We start from the raw sequence: 19735 nt of genomic DNA on the forward strand, positions 1-19735 counted from the left end.
GTCAGGCTCATAACCTGAAGGTCGCAGGTTCAAATCCTGCTCCCGCAACCAAAAAATCCCTGTATAGAGTGCGATAGTGTGGTCCAGATCGAACCGATCTGCATCACACTGCAAGCGCCGTTCATCCTCTACGCACCAAGCAGAACGGCCGCCACGTTCGTCGCACTGAATGCATGATTTACCTTGTCACAAGCCATTGTGCGATGTGGCTCCTGTTTGACAAAAAGGCCGCGCCCGGAGGCGCGACCGTGATGAGTGACAGGGTCCTCTATGCGGAAGGTCGGTGCACGACCGGTTAGACGAACTGAAAGTCGTCAACCGTCAGGTCACTGGCGCTGACACCGTGGATCAGAAGGCGATGGCCATCGACGTTGATCTCCGCGCCACCCGCGACATCGCTGATCTCGAGCGCGTCGACAAACCCCTCAAGGCCGTTACCGCCATTCTCAAGCACCGGCTCGCCGGTTGCGGGATCGGTGACACGCAGCAGGATCCGATCGATGCCATCCTCGAAATCCATGATCTCGTCCCTGTTGCCTTCCGTGAAGGTGTTGAAGACGAAGAGATCCTGACCTGCGCCCCCCTGCATGATGTCGTCGCCCTCGCCACCGCTCAAGCTGTCATCGCCAGTGCCGCCATAAAGCGTGTCATCGCCGCGGCCACCGCGCAGGATGTCGTTGCCGCGTCCTGCAATCATGGTGTCGTCGCCTCGGCTGCCGCGCAGGGTGTCGTTGCCGGTACCGCCGCGCATCGTGTCATCTCCGGCGCCACCGACGACCAGGTCAGCCCCCGAGCCACCCTCAAGGATGTCGTCACCGCCAGCACCGCGCAGCGTATCGTCGCCGCCCCGGGCGTTGATATCGTCGGCGCCGTCCGAGCCGAAGACGATCCCGGCAGTAGTGGCGCCGATTACGGGCTCACCGGCTTCGGAGAAGCCAAGGACCACATCCGGGCCTTGGTCTTCCTCAAAGCGCAGCCGTTCGACGCTTTGGAGCCGGTCGACCCCGTCGCCGCCGCCAGAGATCAGAACGTCGTCGCCATCGCGGATAATCAGGTAGTCATCAAGGCGTCCCGAGAAGACCGCGACATCGGTTCCTGCACCGCCATCCAGGGTGTCGTCGCCAGCGCCCCCGATCAAGATGTCGTTGCCGTCCCTGCCTTCGAGTGTGTCGCCCAGCGGGCCACCCTGAAGCAGCAGCGGATCGGTGATCAGGACCGGGGTGAAATCAACCACCACGCTTTCGCTGGCACCCGGCGTCACCACGCCCAGTTCGACCGATGCCCCGCCGCGCGCCTCGAAATAGCGCAGCTCGATGGTATGGGACCCGGCACTCAGATCGACACGGGCGTCCACCGTGCGCCCGGTGCTGACACCGTCATTGTCGATGACCCGAACGCCGTCGATCCAGAGTTCGGATCCATCGTCGCTGGACAGGCTGAACTCATAGGTTCCGGCTGCTTCGGCAAGATAGGCTCCGTGGTAGAGAACGGCAAAGTTGTTGCTCGGCCCTCCTTCGAAGAAACTGCCGGTGGTGGCTTCGCTGATCGCGCTCACCTGTTCCTCAAAGATCGGCGTGGCGCGGAAATCGATCTGTTCCAGCACTTGCACGTCGCTTGGCGTGTTAAAATAGCGCGCCGTCATCCCGTTGAGCGTGACCTTGTCGAGCCCGACGAAATCGAAGGGACGGATGTCGTCAGCCACGACATCCACCAGCCGGATGGTGCCTACGCCGGTGTCGATCACGGCGGCATTGCCGACCTGGGTGATGGTCAGATCCTCGAAGCCTTTGACCGAGGCAACACCGCTCAGGTCGATCCGATCTTGTCCGAAGGTGAAACCGAAGATGCTGTCGGTGCCGAAATCGGCAACCCGTTCGGTGGAGAAGACATAGATATCGTTGCCTGAGCTGCCAAACAGCCGGTCATCGCCGCCGCCGCCATCGAGCCGGTCATTGCCGTTGCCGCCAACGGTCCTGTCATCGCCCGAACCGCCCTCAAGCACATCGTCGCCCGTCCCGCCATTCAGCAGGTCATCGCCGCTGTCACCGCTCAGGTGGTCATCGCCGCTATCGCCGTTCAGCGTGTCATTGCCGAAGCTACCGATCAGGATGTCGTCACCGCCATCCCCGTCCAGGGTGTCGTCGCCAAAGGTGCCAAAGATGACATCGGCGACAGCGGCGCCGGTGAGCGCCACATTGGCCGTTGCGAAGGCGACGTCCAGATCCTCGATGTCACCGGCATCGACTTCGTTGCCATCTCCCTCAAAGCGCAGCGTCTCGATGTTCCGGAGCCGGTCGACCCCTTCACCGCCGCCCGAGACCACGATCTCGTCGCCATCAAGGCTCAACTCATAATCGCCCCGGCTGCCGGCAAAGACCGCCACATCGGCGCCCGCGCCACCGTTAAGAACATCATCGCCGGACCCACCATCAAGGGTGTCATTGCCGCCGCCTGCATTGATCGTGTCATGGCCACCGTTGCCTTCGAAGCTCTCGGCGCGGTTGCTTCCGTTTTGCAGGTTTTCCGTCTCATCGCCTTGGACATCCTGAAGTGTCAGCTGCGTGCGTCCCTCGAAGGGGCGGGCGACATCAAGATCCACCGTCGCGCGGCCTTGGGCTTCAAAATACCGCAGCTCGATATGGTGGGCGCCTTCGCCCAACTCGATGGAGGCAGAGCGTTCGCGGGCGCTGTGGCGGCCGTCATTGTCGATCACGCGCGTGCCGTTGATGAACAGCTCAGAGCCGTCATCGCTGGTCAGGAAGAACCTGTACCTGCCGGCCTGTTCGGCAACAAAGACCCCCTGGTATTCAACGGCAAAGAAGCTATTCCGCCCGCCTTCGAAGAACGTGCCATTGGTGCTTTCTCTGATTTCGGTCAGCTGCTCCACAAAGACCGGATCGGCGTCAAAATCGATCGTGTCCAGAAGGTGGTCTCCGGTTGTCGGAAGGTTGAAGTGACTTGCGGTGATCGAGCCGCTTGTGGGCGCGTCCAGGCCAAGGAAATCGAATACCCCGAATTCGCGGTGATCAGTATCAAGCACCCGGATCGTGCCGACGCCGGTGTCGATCAGGGTATCGCCGCCGTCCTGGGTGATGGTCAGATCGTCAAAGCTGTCGATACCCTCGACCCCACGCAGGTCGATACGGTCAAGATCGAAGGAAAAGCCATCGATCGTGTCATCGCCATAGCCCAGGGTCTGGCCGATCTCGACGCCCGAGCCGTCGTTCAGCGCCCGTTCGGTCGAGAAGACAAAGTTGGTCTGGTTCAACCCGTCGATCAACAGATCGTCGCCGGTGCCGCCATTCAGGGTGTCAAGGCCGGTGCCGCCGTTCAGGGTGTCGTCGCCGTCACCGCCCAGCAGGCTGTCACTGCCGCGACCACCATTCAGGCTGTCATTGCCGGTGCCGCCCCTCAGCAGGTCGCGGTCCGCGCCGCCGTCCAGCGTGTCATCGCCACCGCCGCCGATCAGGGTGTCATTCCCGTTATCGCCCGACAGTTCATCGTCGCCGGACTGTCCGCGCAAGGTATCGACACCAGTGCCGCCGGTCACGATATCGTCGCCCGCACCGGCCACAACACTGTCATTGCCGTCGCCCGCAATCACCAGGTCATCGCCACCACCGGACAGGACGGTGTCATGGCCGCCCAGAGCATTGAAAAAGCTGTTGGCCGCGCCGCCTTCGATCAGCTCGGAACTATTGTCAAAGCGATGCTGGGTCTGGCTCAGGTCGATGTCGATATCCGCGATCCCGTCCCCCGACAGGCGAATGCCGTCGCCGCCCAGGTTGGTCAGCTTGATGTCCTCGGGGCGCCCGTCGACGGGCAGTCTCTGTCTGCCGCTCAGGCTATTGCCATCCGCATCAAAGCGTTCCACGAACATCCGGTTGCTAATGTGGGTGTCGTTCCAGACAATGGCAAACCCGCCATCATCCAGCGCCACGACATCGTTCTGCCGCACCGTGTTGCCGACGTTGGAGCCCGAGACAAATCTGCTCGCCACCAGCTCGAACTCGCCGCTGGAGATATCGAAGATGTGGAACCGCAGATCCGAGTCGCGCCCGTCCTTGTCGGCGATCGTGATGACAATGTTGCCATTTTCCAGCACATCGGCCGCAGGGAGCAGAGTGTTCGACCCCGACGTGGTTGATTGGTTGATGAGACCTCTTTCAAAACCGACGGGGTTCAGGTCTTCATCGAGGATCAATGCGTTCATCCGTCTCTGAAAGCCCCCACGTTCGTCGAGGATCACGAAGCCGCCGTCAGGGAGCGCGACAATCTGGCGATCTGCGCAGTTTAGATCTGCGAAAGCTACAAGAATGTCGTCGCCCTCGGCAGTTTCCCGAACCAGGCCTTCCGCATCGTAGATCTGAAGCTTCAACTCTGTTGGTCCGTCAAACACGTCGAAAGACAAGGCGAATTGACCGTTCTCCAAAGGCTCTATTGCCGCTACTCGGGAACTCACAGATCCGCTGAAGGTCTGCTCGAACAGGATGTCACCATTCAAATCGCGCGTGGTGAGCGTGAAACTGCGTTGGTCCGGCACTGTCATCGTCGCCGTTTCACCGGTCGACAGGACTACCGTATGCGATCCGTCCTCGTTGGCCTGCGCTTCGGGGATGATTGCCGCCGGTGCGTCCTCCGGGAAGGGGATGACCTCATCGGTTTCGTGGCGCGCGAGCAGCTGCGCCGTGGAGCGGGTCTCAAGCAGCTCCGGTTCGGCAGGCGTGTCGGTGTTGCCTTCGTCGGTTTCCACCGGGGCAAAGATCCTGACCTCTTCCACATCGGTGCCGAACTCAGCCACGCCCAGAACGGTCTTGTTGCCGTCGCCGTCAAGGATGAAATGCTCGACCGTCAGCCTCTCGCCGTCGCTGACATAGCGGACGTCCGATGTCTGACCGGTCTCGGCATCCTCGATCAGGTAGATCGTTGCCGCGTCCAGGCCGTCCTCGCCGAAGACCCGATCAAAGCCGCCGCTGACCACCAGTTCGTCGTTGCCGTCGCCGCCGAACAAGAGATCGTTACCGCTGTCGCCTGCAAGCACGTCGTTGCCCGCGCCGCCAACAATGAAATCATCGCCGCCGCCGCCGTTCAGCGCGTTGTCGCCATCATCGCCAAGGATCTCATCCGCCTGCGAGGTGCCGGTGACATTCTCGATCCCGGACATCACAGCGATGTCCGGCGCCTGGTCGATGACCTGCGCCCGGCCTGTTGCCAGGTTGACCAGAACGCCCTCGGCATTGCCGCCCTCATCCTGAAAAATCACACCATCATTGCCTGCGCCGCCGTCGATCCGGTCGGCTTCCCCCGCAGCCACACGGTCGCTGTAGGTGACATAAAGAGCGTCATCGCCTTCGCCGCCGCGCAGGGTGTCTTTGCCTTCGCCGCCGACAAGCGCGTCATCGCCTTCGCCGCCCAGAAGGGAGTCATCGCCAGCGCCACCGATGAGATTGTCGTCACCGACGCCGCCCCGGATCGTGTCATTGCCCGCGCCGCCGTCGATCACATTGGCCTCGTCATCGCCGGTGATGGCGTCGTCAAAGGTAGAGCCGACAAACACCTCGATGTTCTCAAAGGTGTCGGTCTGACCGGTGCTGTCCACTGCCTCGCCGCGCTGAAGGTCGATCTCAACCGCCGCGACATGCTGGTCAAAAGACAGGGTGTCGATGCCTGCGCCGCCGTCGATCACGTTGATCCCGGCCCCGGCGCGCAGCACATCGTCGCCGTCGCCCGCCTGCATAACGATGGTGCGGTCCGAGCTTTGAACGCCCGAGGCCGCATCAAGCGTATCGTCGCCCCTGCCGCCATCCAGCCTGCTGTCGATGCTTTCGTTGGTGAACAGCTGGTCGTCGCCATTGTCGCCCCGGATTTCAATCCGGTCGTCAAAGCCTTCGCGCAAGAACTCGCTCTCGCCTGTATGTTCCGAGAAGTCGATCCGGTCGTTGCCACCTCCGCCTCTGACCTCATAGACGTGGCTGATCACGCCGTCGATCTGGTCGTCGCCACCCGACAGGAACAGTCGCTCTGCGTTGGTGATGTCGACTGCGGAGGTGCCGTCTTCGAGCGTGCCATCGCTTGTTTCGCCGCGGGCGGTGCCGACCATGTGGTCATTCGCGCCGGTCAGGTCCAAGGTGATACCCTCCCTGAAGCTGATCGCATCCCGGCGCCGCCCGCTATCGACGGTCAGTTCGGCAGTTTCCGCGTCGCCGACCTGGCCCGTAACGATGAGAAGGTCGTTGGTTTCACCCAGATCGAGACGCTCTACGCCATTGTCGAGGGTCAGGTTGACCACATCTCTGCCAGCGCCGGTTTCGATGACAAGGCCCTCGGCCCCGCCTTCGGCGTGAATGGTATCGGCGCCATTCTGGGTCACCACGCTTTGCATATCCGCACCAAAGGTAACGGTGTGGGGGCCATTGCCGGTGCGCACATGCTCGAAACCGGTCAGGTTGTCACCGGTGAAATCCAGTTCGAAGTTTTCCGCAACCGTGGTGCCGGAGATATTCAGCGTGTCCTCGCCAGCGCCGCCATCGGCATTCTCGCCCGCCTCGTAATCGAGGAACAGGTCGTTGCCGCTGCCGCCGATCAGCATGTCCTGGCCGGAACCACCGATCAGCGTGTCGTTGCCGGCATTGCCGTTCACGGTGTCGTTGCCGCCATTGCCCTCCAGCCGGTCGTTGCCGGAATTGCCCAGGAAGGAGTTCGCCTCACCGCCGCCGGTAATCGTATCCGCGCCGTCGCCGCCAATCACATATTCGAAATTGGTGAACTGCGTACCGGTGGCCAGGTTCACGTTAAACTCATCGGTCTGGCCGGCAAAGGACAGCACATCGACGCCGTCACCGCCATCGGCCAGGCCGGTGGCTGCCGTCACCACGACAATATCGTTATCCGCACCGGCGCGGATGGTATCGCGGCCGCCACCGGAATTGATGAAGTCGCTGTCCTCACCGGTTTCGATCAGGTTTGCATTCCTGTCACCAAGCACGATGTCCTTGCCGTTGCCTGCGGTGAAGTTCAGCCGATCGGGGCCAAGCTGCACGGCGGCGGCGATCGATGCTTCGTTGAAGTCAGCCTCGCGGAAGCGGAACAGTTCGACGTTTTCGAAGATGTTGCGGCCCTGGTAGTCCGTGGCGTCCTCCGGGTTGAAGTGATAGAGCACCAGCGAGCCGTCTTCCTGCGGGGCAAAGCGGAAATCGGTGAGATTGTAGTTCAGAACCGCGATGTCGGTGTCGCCGTCGCCGCCATCGACCGTGTCGTTACCGGCATGGATCAGGAAGACATCATCGCCGCCGTCGCCTTGCAGGTGGCTGGAGCTGTCGCCATCCAGGAAGACGTCGTCTTCTTCGGTCCCTTCGATGGTCTCCCCAACGGCGGCTTCATCGGCCACAAAGACGGTGCCGTTGCCCGCCCCCAGATCGTGGCTGCGCAGATCTCCCATGACCTCTTCAAAGAAGCTGCGATCCAGGATGCCCTCTGCAACCGCCTGTGCCACCCGCTCAAGAACCTCATTGGTCAGGGCGCCACTCAGCGCCTGCAAGGCCTCGCTGGTTTCCTGGTTCGACTGCGGCTCGCCACCCACGCCGGGAACGCCGCCCTGTTCATCGCCTTCCTGCACCGTGCCGCGCACCGCTTCGCCCTCGATGGCCTCGCGGAACAGGTCCAGAAGAACCGTGACCTGCGTGCCCAGGAACTCGATCCCCTCGGGGTCCGGGGTCAGATCGGTCAGCAGAGCGGTGAACTTGTCGAAGATCTTGTTGATCCCGGTGGCCCTGAGGATCGAATTGATGACCGGCTCGACCGTGAACTTGAAGATCAGGCCCGAGGCGTTGAGCAAGGGTTCAATGGGCTTGACCACAGTGGCCATCACCTCCAGCGGATTAGACAGAAAACCGATGGTGGAGATCACGGTTTGCACGGCGTCATTGGCGGCATTGATGACCCGCAACGTATCCTGCAGCGCATCCGCGCCGGTAAGCGGCGCAATCGCATCGGTGAAGGCCGCGCCGGGCAGCTCGTCGCTTTGCGAGGCCTCATCCAGCGCGGTGGCCCGGTTCTCTGCATAGTCAGCGATTTGCGCCGCGGCTTGGTCAAGCCGCGCCCGCAGCGCCGCGGCCTGCTCGGGTGTGACAGTGATGAATTCGGCATTGTCCTGCGCGCGAAAGATCGTCTGGACAGCTTCTTCCCCCAAGACGATGACATCCCGCGTTGCGCTGGCCTCTGCCATCATCTCCAGCAGCGGCGGCTCGAACGCCCGTTCGATGACACCGACGACCGTTTCGATCACCTCCTGCATCTGGCCTGCGAATTCACTGACGTCCTCGGTGCGTTCGGCCAGACGCTCGGCGCCTTCCTCGATGCTCTCAAGGCCTTCGTTGACGGAGCGGACCGCGCCGCGGAAGGTTGCCCCCAGCACCCCGCCCAGCTTGGCAACGACCGTGAGCACCGACTGCAGGCTGCCTGCAATGGTTTCGACCTGTTCTGCGGCTTCACTCAGGCTGCCGATCGTGCCCAGCACATCGCTGATGGTCTGGATCAGGGCCTTGGCGTCGCGAATGTCCTGCAACACATGCCCCAGGCCTTGGGTGTCATTGCCTTCGATAAAGAGATCGAGGCTCTCGACCAGGGAGTTCAGCGCGCCTTCGGTTCCTTCTTCGGTACGTGCGTCCATGAGATCAATTCCTTCCAAAATATGCTCAGTGTCTTTGAGATTGTCCTTTGGTCGAACGGGCACCGGGTGAGGTTCAAAAAAACGGCGAAGAAATTTTCTTCAGCCTTTGCGTGCTCAAAATCGGGTCTGTTGAGGTCGGATCGACCCCGTGGCAGGGCCCTTGCGACTTGCCGCATGGGCGGTTAATGCGTTAACCATCCGTTATGGTTGTGCCGCAAGCTGCAGCACGTATTCAGATGGTTCCGGTCCGGTATTCGCCGATTATTACTCTCAATTTCTTTTGCCGGTCCCGCCGCCCGGCGCAGGTTCGCCGCATGATTGATGCATCATTGAAACGCCCCGGTTCCGACGAAACATATGACACGACGCTGCTGGCCCGCGTTGCGCAGGGCGACATGGTGGCGATGAAGGCGCTCTATATGGCGCATGCAGATGCGGCGACGCGCTTCGTGCGCGCGCGGGTGCGGGATGATGCGGAGGCTGCCGACATTGTGCACGACACGATGCTTAGCGTCTGGCAAGGTGCCGCGGGGTTTCAGGGGCGCGCGAACGTCCGGTCCTGGATCCTGTCCATCGCGCGCAACAAGGTGGTGGACCATATCCGCAAACAGTCGCGCATGACATTCGCGGCGCCGGACGAGGATATTCCCGATGGCGATCCCGATCCCGAGGCGGTTCTCGCGGCCTCTCAGGATGCCGCGCGCATGCGGGCCTGCGTCGGGGCACTGCCAGAGCGGCAGCGCGCCGTGATCCATCTGGCCTTCTTCGAGGACTTGCCGCTGAGCGAGGTCGCCGAGGTCGAAGCCGTGCCGGTGGGGACGGTGAAAAGCCGGATCCACCATGCCAAACAGATGCTGATGCGGTGTCTGTCGAAGGGGGGCTTGAAATGATTTTGAACCGTTTGGCCGCTCAACCGACCAATGAGCACATGCATTCAACACGTCTGCGGAGGTAACCATGCCCCAGTCCAACGGACCGACCGATGATGAGCTTCTGGCATACCTGCGTGGCGAGACGACGCCCGAGCAGACCGCCCACATCGAGAAAGCGGCCTCGACCGATGACGGGCTGCGCGCCGAACTGGCGCTGATGTCCGGGTTGAAACCGGCCCTTGCCGCCGCAAGCGACGGCCCCGATGCACGCACATTCGGCTGGAAGAAGCTGGAGGCGGAGATCAGCCGCACCGCGCAGGTTGCACCGGTTCCGCGGCAGGGTCTCTGGCGGGTCGCCGCTGTCCTGCTTGGCGCGCTCGTGGTCGGGCAGGGGGCATATATCGCGCTTGCTCCGAGTGCGGAGGCGCCCGCGTACCGCACGGTGTCAGAGGACAGCGTGGCCTTCGGGCTGGGCGTCGGTTTCGTGGCCACTGCCAAGATCGGAGAGGTTCAGACCCTGCTGCGCGAGACCGGCGCGCGGATCGTGGATGGCCCCGGAAGCCTCGGGATCTACCGCCTCGCTTTCGAGACGGAGGCGGCGCGTGCCAAGGCACGGGAGCTGCTGCAACTGTCTCCACTCGTCGATCTGGTTGCCGAGGATTAAGAAATGCGCATTGCCCTGATACTCTGTCTTGCCCTTGCGGCCTGTGTGCCCACTCTTGCGCCGCAAGCCGAGGCACCCGCCGGAGGGGCGCCAACCCTGGTCGATCCGGAGGAGCTGATTGTGCTGACGGCCAAGGACCCCGCCGTCCTGGTCGCCCGGGCCCAGGAACGGGGATACGTCTTGCGCGATGTTCATCCGCTGGCCGAACTGGAGGATACGCTGGTGGTCCTCCGCATACCGGAGGGAACCACCATCCCCGAGGCCATCGAAGAGATCGAACGGGCCGTGCCGGGCACCACCGCCGGGGCGCATCACGTCTATAGATTGCAGGCCGACACGCGCTCGGACCGGCGTTACGCGGCGCAGATGATCAACTGGCCGCCCGCGGGCTGCAGGGCGCGGGCGCGCGTCGGTCTGATCGACGCCGGGGTTGCGCCCGATCACCCCGGTCTTGCCGACGGGCGGGTCGAACAGCGCAGTTTCACCGGCACCGCGACGGCACCGGCAACCGATCACGGAACGGTGATGGCGGAGCTGCTTGTGGGGCCGAACCGACTGCGTGGCACAACGGTTTACAGTGCGAATGTGATCGATCCCGCCTTGGGAGCCGGAGATGCCGCCGGGGTCGTCGCCATCCTGCGCGGCGTGGACTGGCTGGCTGCCAAGGGGGTGGATATCGTCAATATCAGCCTCGCGGGGCCGCGCAACAAGCTCTTGAACCGCGCGCTTGGCCAGGCGGCGGCTGACGGCATGATCCTTGTCGCCGCCGTCGGCAACCTTGGTCCCCGGCATCCACCGCAGTTTCCGGCCGCCTTTCCCTTTGCGCTGGCCGTGACGGCCGTGGATCGGGACGGCAAGATCTACCGCGACGCGATCCGGGGGACGCATGTCGATATTGCCGCGCCGGGTGTCGATATTCTCGTCTCCGCGCAGGGGCGGCTGAAGGTCTCCAGCGGCACATCCCTGGCAGCGCCCTTCGTGACCGGCATCCTTGCGACGGAACCGGGGCTGGCCGGGTTGAACATCGATGCGCTCCGGCGGGAACTCGCGCGCCGCGCAGTGGATCTGGGCGCGCCGGGGCGCGACAAAACCTTTGGCCTGGGCCTGCTGCGTTCGTCAGAGGGCTGCTGAGCAAGCTTGCATCTGCGGCCCATGCCGAGGATCAGCCGAGGATCGGCGGGACCGCTTCAAGGCAGCGGCCCCGCCGGTTTGCCATGGGGGCTACAGCAGGTCGGTGAAGGCGACCGTCTGATCGGCGAACTGCAGGAAATCGATATCGATCAGGAGGTCGCGCCCCTCGTAATACCCATCGACCCCACCGCTGGCTGCATCCGTCACCACCAGCCGTGTCACGGTCTCACCCCGATTGGAGTCGTAATATGTCTCACTCTCGAAGGTGAAATCGGCAAGGTTGCCATCAAAGATCGCCCGATCCCGACTGTCCCTGCCGCTGTCGTTCCAAACGTTGCCGTAGATCACGTCATCGCCAAGCCCGCCATAGAGCACGTCATTGCCGCTTTCGCCATAGAGCGTGTCATGGCCGGAACCGCCCTGCAGCAGGTCGCGTCCGTCCGATCCGAGCAGCTTGTCATCACCATTTTCGCCGATCAGGGTGTCGTTCCCATCACCGCCATAGAGGGTGTCGTCTCCTCTGCCGCCCAGCAGGAGGTCGTCATTGCCCATGCCCGAGAGGCGATCATCGCCGCCGTTGCCGACAATCACATCGACGCCATCGCCGCCGCGCCGATCATCATCGCCGCGTGAGCCGAGCTGAATATCCGCGGTGCGCACGACGGTCCCGTCGAAATCCGCGAAATCCGTGCCCGCGCCGAGTTCAAGACTTGTTCCATTGCCGCTGACTTCGACGCGGCCCCGGGTGCCCCGGCTGAATTCGAAGGTATCGATGGCCCCATCGAAATAGGCGTAATCGTCGCGGGGGGCGTCTCCGAACAGATCCTCGGCCGACAGTCTTTGGTCAAAGATCGCGAAATTGCTGATTGTGCCATCAAAGTAGCTGTGGATATTGTCGGCCTCTCCGGGGGTATTGCTCCAGCCCGAGGCCCCGACGATCAGCGCTTCGGTATTCTGCCCCCAGTTCACCGCAAGATCGGTATCATAGGCGATCCTGGCACCGTTCAGATAGAGCTCGACCCCGCTGTCACCGAACCCAAGCGCAAGATCGTAGGTCTTGCCTGCCTTGATGGCATTGCGGGCATAGAAATAGTGGGTTTCGGTGTCGTCTTGCAGACGCACGACCAGCTTGCCGGTTTGATCGATATAGGCGGACAAGTGGCCGCCATCGCCATTTCCGGATGCATCCTTGGAAAACAGCGTCTGACCGCTCGACAGGCTGTTTACAGAGAACCGGAAGGCGATGGTCGCTTCGGAAAGGCTCAGGTCGTTTGAATGATCAAAGACATAGGCGGCGCGCTCCGAGGAGGAGAACGCATGGTCGCCAACCATGCCGAAAACCGGCTGAGCCGAACGGCCATAGCCCAGGGCTGCGCTATTTGGCATCAACTCGGTCGGGGCCGAGATGGGGCCGCTATCGGTTCCGGTGCTGCTGGGGGCCAGGGCCTCTTCTAGGTCGTCGATGCTCCTGACGATCCCATAGGCCGGGGCGGCGGTATGTTCGATGTCGGCGCGCGTCACCAGATCGCCGTAGACCGTGATGGTGCCCAGCCGGTCGTCGTTATGGGCGCCGCCATTGTTGCCCTGGTCCGAATAGAGCGCGATCACCGAATGATCCATCACCCCGTTGCCATCCGCATCCCCGTAGGTGATCGAGGCGATCTGCGTGGTATGTCCTTCGATCACCAGCCGGTCGCCCTCGGCGCGGCTGTAGTCCTGCACCACGTCATGTCCCAGGACATCGACCCAGTGATCGTGCAGATTGTCGTTCTCGCCCGCGACCCCGTGCCAGTTGATGGTCCCGTCATCGCGGGTGTGTTCCTCGATGAAGCGCTCCTTGGCATTGATCAGCGTCTGGAAGTAAAAGATATCGGCGCCCCTGCCACCGATCAGGAGATCATCGCCCGGGATCGGCTGATCCGGGTAGAGCTTGCCATCGGTCAACTCGTTCAGCGGGTCACCCTCATCCCGGTCCGGGTCGTAGTAGATTTCACCTTCGCGCCCATCCGCACGGCTGATCAGCAGGTCGTTGCCGCCGCCGCCTCTCAGCGTGTCCTCGCCATGGCCGCCGTCCAGCACATCGTGGCCGCCGCCGCCCGACAGGGCGTCATTGCCATAGCCACCCTGCAGGATGTCGGCGCCACCCTTGCCGATGACCCTGTCATCGCCATCGCCCGCATTGATCCCATCCGCGGCCCCGGTGCCGCTCACCCGGTTGTCGCCGCCGTTGCGGGTGATCATGTTCAGCGCGCTTGACACATGGCCGTGGTGTGACACGCCATAATTGGCAAGAATGTCGAGGAAGGTGTCGCTGGCGCCGTGCAACTGCGCAAAGACCGGGGCCAGATCCTCCATCGCGGCATGCATCTGCACGTGCGTCGCCATATCCGAACCAGCGGCCAGGGCCAGTGCCATCTGGCTGTCCTGGTCTAGCTGGCGGTCAAAGATCATCACATCGCCAATGGTGCCCTGGAACAGGGAATGGGCGTCATCCTCCTGATCCGACCGCCAGGATCGGCTGCCGCCCACCACCAGCGCATGATCGTTCGCCTCCAGCCCCTGCTTGAACTCGGGTTCGGCGGCGACCAGTTTGCCATCGAGCCAGATCATCAGGCCATCACGGCCGAAACTGACCGAAACGTGGTAGTTCTGATGCGGTGACAGCACCAAGTCCGGCACGGTCAGATATTCGGTATCCTCGCCATCGGATTGGGTCAGGACAAGGGCGCCATCCTTGACCCATAGCGTGAAATCTCCCGCCCCGGCTCCGGCGCCATCCTTGGACACCAGCGCAACATCGCCCGGCAACCGATCCAGCGAAAAGCTCAACGAGACTGTTGCGGAGCGAAGGGCGTATTGGTTCGAATGATTGATTTCTAAGATGTCGTCCTGTGCACCGGTATAAAGACGTTCAACATCATTTGAATATACCGGATCCGAGATGCGTACTGCCATTCTCAGGGTCCTCCTTGCTATCATCAATAGGATGTACAAGCTCTACCGGCGAATGGAGCGCCAATCATGACCACAAAGAGGCTTTCATCTTTCTGGGCGGGAATGTGCCAACAATTGTAGCCATTAACTAACCGCCTGAATTCAGGTGAAATAGCAAAATCCGCGCCGTTAACCACTTAAAGACTGTGGCGAAACTGTGGCGAAATCTTGTCGCCAAAGGCGAAAATGTGTCACGTGATGGGCTGTTCGTCATACCTGTGACGAAACTATGTGCATCCAAATGACCCGTGATCCGAGCCTGGCCCGGCTTCCGGAAAGGGAGGGGGCCATGCGCGCGCGAATTGTCGCGATATATGGCCGCTTTTCCCCAGATGTGCCTGGTAGAGGGGCGTCTGTGTCGAATTGGTTGGAATATAAGTGTTTGAAATAATGTGTAATTGTTTGGTTTTATCTTGGTGGTCTGTTGAGGTCATTCTGTCCCTCCATGCTGGCGCAGCACTGTTTTGCAGCGTTCACTAAACATGTTTACAGGTCTTCGGCGGTCTTGCATTCTGTAGCGGGGAAGAGGCACTGCGCTGCAGCATTGGGGTGGCGGAGCGGTCTCGGGGCTTAATGTCTTTGGGCTTAATTGAGGCCGATCGACGCGTAATTATGAATGCGGAAGGACAATGCAATGAACACCACGGATGAACGCGTAATGGAGCCCGAGGAGGCTGCAAAGGAGGGTGCCGAAGCTGCAACCAAGAAGGCGCCCGGCAAAAAGGCCGCGGGACGCAAACTGTCGCGGGTCGAGCGGTTGAAGCAAAAGGTGCGCAAGCTGCAGGGCAAAAACCCCGACATCTATCCCATGTGGTGAAAGCCGCAGTATTAGCGTCCAATTTCTTTCAGAATGATCCTTATGCCCTTTCTTGGAACTCTTTTCTGGTTTTGTGTCTTCTGCGTGATCTGGGTGCCGGTTGCCGGGGCATATCGGCTCTTGCGGGGGCGGCGGTTGATCACATCCCACGATGCGGCGCGCCAAAGCCTGTGGCGGCAGCGAAAGACCCGGGCTTTTCGCAGAATGGACCGGATGCGCTGACGCAAGACACGCCCTTTGTCATTCATCCAGCTTGCAGCAAAATGGAAAAGACAATTGAAGATCCTTGGCCTCTCGGCATTTTATCACGACAGCGCTGCGGCCTTGCTTGTGGATGGCAAGATCATCGCGGCGGCCCAGGAAGAGCGGTTTACGCGGAAAAAGTTCGATCCAGGCTTTCCCAAACAGGCGATCCGGTTCTGTCTTGATCGGGCCGGGTGCGATCTTAGCGAAATCGACCACGTTGTCTTTCACGAAAAGCCGCTGGCGAAGTTTGAGCGGATGATGCGCAGCTTTGCCGATTTTGCACCGCGCGGGTTTTGGGCGTTTCGGCAGGCCATGCCGCTATGGCTGGGCAGCAAGCTATGGCAGAAACGCCAGATCCTGGCTGAACTGGCGGCAATCGACCCGGCTGGCGTGCAGTCGGGGAAGCTGCTTTTTGCCGAGCACCACCAGAGCCATGCCGCATCGGCCTTTTATCCCTCGCCTTTTGAGGAAGCGCTGGTGCTGACGCTGGACGGAGTAGGCGAATGGGCGACAGGATCGGTGTGCCTGGGGCGCGGCAGCGATCTTCTGCCCGAACTGGAGCTTGATTTCCCGAATTCTCTGGGCCTGCTCTATACCGCGATCACCCAGTATCTGGGCTTCAAGGTCCTGTCGGGCGAATACAAGGTCATGGGGCTGGCGCCCTATGGGGAGCCGCGGTTCCGTGATCTCTTCTTCGATCACCTGGTGGACCTCAAGGAGGACGGCAGCTTCTCGCTTGATCAGCGCTATTTCGACTATTGTGTCGGTCAATCCATGATCTCGGATGATCTTTCGGATCTGTTCGGTCAACCGGCGCGCCGGGGCGAGGCGGAGCCGCTGACGCAGTTTCACATGGATGTGGCCGCTTCGCTGCAGGTGGTGACGGAAGAGATCGTTCTGCGCATGGTGCGCAGCCTGATGCGGCGCTTCGATCAACGCAACCTGTGCCTGGCCGGCGGGGTCGCGCTGAACTGCGTGGCAAATGGCAGGATCCTGCGGGAAACCGGCATCGACGGATTGTGGATCCAGCCCGCGGCAGGCGATGCCGGCTGCGCCCTGGGGGCGGCACTGGCCGCGCATCATCAGCATCTGGGGCAGCCACGGGTGGTGGCCACGGGCCGGGACGCCATGCAGGGGGCCTATCTGGGGCCGGATTATGCGCAGTCCGAGATCGAAGACCGGCTTACGGCTGTCGGCGCCTCTTTTGAAGCCCTGGACGACGAGGCGACCATCGCCCGCGTGGCCGAGGCGCTGGAGGCAGGCAAGGCGGTGGGCTGGTTCCAGGGGCGGATGGAGTTCGGCCCGCGCGCACTTGGGGCACGCTCGATCCTGGCCGATGCCCGGTCAGAGGCGATGCAGAAGGTCCTGAACCTGAAGGTCAAGAACCGGGAAAGCTTTCGCCCTTTTGCGCCGGTGGTTCTGGAGGAAGACGCCTCGGACTGGTTCGAGCACCAGGGAGAGAGCCCCTATATGCTGATCACCGCTCCGGTGCACCAGTCGCAACGCCGGGGGGCGCCCGGTGATGCCGGTGAAGACCTGATGACCCGGCTGAATCAAGTGCGGTCGACCATACCGGCGGTGACTCATGTGGATTATTCGGCACGGCTTCAGACCGTGAGCCTGCGCACCAACCCGGCCCTGCACCGGCTGTTGAGCGCCTTCAAGCACCGGACCGGCTGCCCGGTGCTGGTCAATACCAGCTTCAACGTGCGCGGAGAGCCGATCGTCTGCACACCGGAGGATGCGTTCCGATGTTTCATGGGCACCGAGATCGATGTGCTGGTCGCAGGAAACTGCATCCTGGAAAAGGAGGCGCAGGATCCGGCGTTGCGGCTGGATTACAAAAGCGCCCTGGAACCGGATTGAACGTGGAGCGTCCCTCATGAGCATCTCGACAAGAACCAAGGCGACGGTCGTCTCCCTGCTTTCGGCGATGGGCCTGGGCGGGCTGGTCGCACAGCGTGTCGCCCGTCGTCACGCGGCAGCGGATCACGACGATGTCACGGCCCTGGCGCCTGCCGTGACCGCCCGCGCGGGCCCGAAACCTGGGGCCAGCTTGCTGCCCTGCGACACCCGCTCGATGCTGCATGCGCCGGGGGAGATCAAGAAAAGCTATGGCAGCGACACAAGTGAAACCGTGGAATACCGCTTCAATTCGGCCGGCTACCGCAGTGAGGAATTGGATCCGGGCGCAAAGCTGCGCATCCTGATCGTGGGGGAGAGCCACGCCCTGGGCAATGGTGTGCCCTTCGAGTGCAGTCTCGGCCAGCGGTTCAAACACCACCTGGCCCAGGCGCTGAACTGGCCGGAGGCGGCGATCAACGTGATCAACCTCTCTGTCGGTGGGGCGTCGGCGGACTACTGTGCCCGAACATTGCTGCGCCAGATCGATGGTGTCGCCCCGGATCTGGTCCTGGGCCTGCTGCCGGTGGCTGACCGCATAGAAGACTACACCGCCAAACAGGCCAAGAACTACAAGGTCTCCGACATAGATATCGAGGAGATCGAGAACGCGCCAATCCCGGTGCAGGGGTTCATCGATCTCTACAACGTTCATTTCGGCCGGATGAACCTCGCCAAGAACGCGCTTCTGATGCAGTCGATCTGCCGCTTGCGCGGGATCGAGAGCATCCTCGTATCTGAAGTGCTGCGCCCGAAGAACTATCAGACGGCGATCCTGTCTCCGGTCTATGAGCAACTGGATCAAGGTCGGCTCTTGCTGCACAGGTTTTTTGAGAAGCGGGCCGATCTGGCCGCCGATGGCATGCATGCGGGCAAGCGCACCCATGAAGCCTTGGCGATCCGGATGCTGACACGCTATGCCGCATTGCTATCGGCCGATGGGCAGGAAGACTGGGGTGGCAGGCTGTCGGCCCATGTCGAACGGCTCAAGTCCGAAAGCCCGGATTGGGCTTTTGTGCGGCAGGCCCATCGACGGTGACGGGACCAGAGGGCGCAGGCCCGCAGCAGCCAGACCGGCACGCCACGGAGACACAGGGAAGCTGATCATGAATGAGCAGATCTTGGAAACCGAAACAGATACCGCCCGTCCGCTACACGAGGCTTTTGACTGGGAACGATGCTGGTACCCGGTGTCCTTTCTGGAGGATCTTCCCCGCGACAAGCCCAGCCGGGTATCGATTTATGATACCGGTCTGGTGCTGTTCTTTGACGGCGCCGGGCAGCTCAACTGTCTGCGCGATCTGTGCCCGCACCGGCTGGCGCGCCTGTCCGACGGGCAGATCGTCGATGGTCGGCTGGAGTGCCTTTATCATGGCTGGCAATTCGACGGCGCAGGCGATTGCCAGCTCATCCCGCAGATGATCGAGGGCAAGGACTATCCGATCCGCTCCTGCGTGCAGCGTTACCCGTTGGAGATCGTGGATGGCATCGTCTGGGTCTGGGCCGGCGACGCCGCGGAGGCGGACAAGACGCTGATCCCGGTCAGCCATGCGCCACAATCGCCAGAGATCAAGGCGGTCACCTTCCAGATGGATCTGCCCTATGATCAAAGCTACCTGGTCGAGAATGTCATCGACGTTGCCCATATCCACATTGCCCATGATGGCGTGCGCGGCGGCGGGCTGCGAGAGGCGGCCAGCCCGCTCAAGTTCGACATCGTGCACAGTGGCCTGGATGGTATCCGGGCTACCTTTCGCCATATCGGGTTGGAACGGGAAGAGGACGCCCCCGAAATGGGAGCGGCCCATGTGGAATTCGTCGCGCCGAACCTGATCCGCTATCGGTCGGAGTATGCCGACAACGATCTGATCGCCGGTCTTGAGCTGTTCTCCTTGCCGATGGGCAAGGGGCATTGTCGGCTCTTGTATCGGAAATACAGCAACTTCAACGGCCTGTTGGAGCGTCTCAAGCCGCGCTGGCTGGAACATCAATCGCAGGTGTTGATCCTGGAACAGGACATGGGCGTGGTGGTCGGGCAGCACCGCGAGATCGAGACCGCCGACCAACCGCTGAGCAAGGCCTGGCTGCCCATCAAGACCTCGGACCGGCTGGTGGTGGAATACCGCCGCTGGCTGGATCGCCACGGCGCTAACCTGCCGTTTTATCGCGGCTTCACCACGGCCAAGAACAGCGGTCTGGTGCCCGAGGAGGCCAATATACCCCATGATCGGCACCGGCTGCACACCGAGATCTGTTCCACCTGCCAGCGGGTCCTGCGCAGGATCAATCTTGGCATCAAGGCGCTGATCGGACTGGTCGCGGTGGCGACGGTCCTGGCCATTCTCAGCGACGGCGGCACCGGGCAGACCAGCCTGATCGTGCTGGCGCTCATGGGCCTGCTCGCCATCGCCGGGCTGCGCCGTGCCCGGACCTATCTATAA

At 61.9% G+C, this 19735-nt stretch carries 9 protein-coding genes; 7 read left to right on the forward strand and 2 right to left on the reverse strand.

Annotation, left to right across the window (positions count from 1 at the left end; translation table 11 throughout):
- Nucleotides 1–295 precede the first annotated feature (295 nt).
- Complete coding sequence (locus PXK01_RS11930; RefSeq protein WP_274860197.1) at nt 296–8668, reverse strand: PA14 domain-containing protein; 8373 nt, start codon at nt 8666–8668, stop codon at nt 296–298.
- Between the two features lie 314 nt (nt 8669–8982).
- Between PXK01_RS11930 and PXK01_RS11935 the strand changes: the two genes are divergently transcribed.
- From PXK01_RS11935 to PXK01_RS11945, 3 genes are all read left to right on the forward strand, one after another.
- Complete coding sequence (locus tag PXK01_RS11935) at nt 8983–9558, forward strand: RNA polymerase sigma factor (RefSeq protein ID WP_274860199.1); 576 nt, start codon at nt 8983–8985, stop codon at nt 9556–9558.
- A gap of 67 nt (nt 9559–9625) precedes the next feature.
- Nucleotides 9626–10204 carry a hypothetical protein gene (locus PXK01_RS11940; protein ID WP_274860201.1) on the forward strand — a complete coding sequence of 193 codons (579 nt, stop codon included), beginning with the start codon at nt 9626–9628 and terminating at the stop codon, nt 10202–10204.
- 3 nt (nt 10205–10207) lie between these two features.
- Complete coding sequence (locus tag PXK01_RS11945; protein ID WP_274860202.1) at nt 10208–11335, forward strand: S8 family serine peptidase; 1128 nt, start codon at nt 10208–10210, stop codon at nt 11333–11335.
- Between the two features lie 90 nt (nt 11336–11425).
- On the opposite strand, the gene PXK01_RS11950 is transcribed toward PXK01_RS11945, so the two are convergent.
- Nucleotides 11426–14290, reverse strand: a complete 2865-nt coding sequence (locus tag PXK01_RS11950) for a LamG-like jellyroll fold domain-containing protein (RefSeq protein WP_274860203.1) — start codon at nt 14288–14290, stop codon at nt 11426–11428.
- Nucleotides 14291–14963: 673 nt separating this feature from the next.
- Between PXK01_RS11950 and PXK01_RS11955 the strand changes: the two genes are divergently transcribed.
- From PXK01_RS11955 to PXK01_RS11970, 4 genes are all read left to right on the forward strand, one after another.
- Nucleotides 14964–15146 (forward strand): hypothetical protein, encoded by a 183-nt coding sequence (locus tag PXK01_RS11955; protein WP_274860205.1) that lies wholly within the window; start codon nt 14964–14966, stop codon nt 15144–15146.
- 276 nt (nt 15147–15422) lie between these two features.
- A complete protein-coding gene (locus PXK01_RS11960) occupies nt 15423–17258 on the forward strand; it encodes a carbamoyltransferase family protein (RefSeq protein ID WP_274860206.1) in 1836 nt (611 codons plus the stop codon).
- 16 nt (nt 17259–17274) lie between these two features.
- Nucleotides 17275–18333, forward strand: coding sequence for a hypothetical protein (locus PXK01_RS11965; protein ID WP_274848478.1), 1059 nt, complete (start codon nt 17275–17277; stop codon nt 18331–18333).
- Between the two features lie 67 nt (nt 18334–18400).
- Nucleotides 18401–19735 (forward strand): aromatic ring-hydroxylating dioxygenase subunit alpha, encoded by a 1335-nt coding sequence (locus PXK01_RS11970; protein ID WP_274860208.1) that lies wholly within the window; start codon nt 18401–18403, stop codon nt 19733–19735.

It is taken from the genome of Phaeobacter sp. PT47_59, assembly GCF_028890025.1.
Classification (GTDB): domain Bacteria; phylum Pseudomonadota; class Alphaproteobacteria; order Rhodobacterales; family Rhodobacteraceae; genus Phycobacter.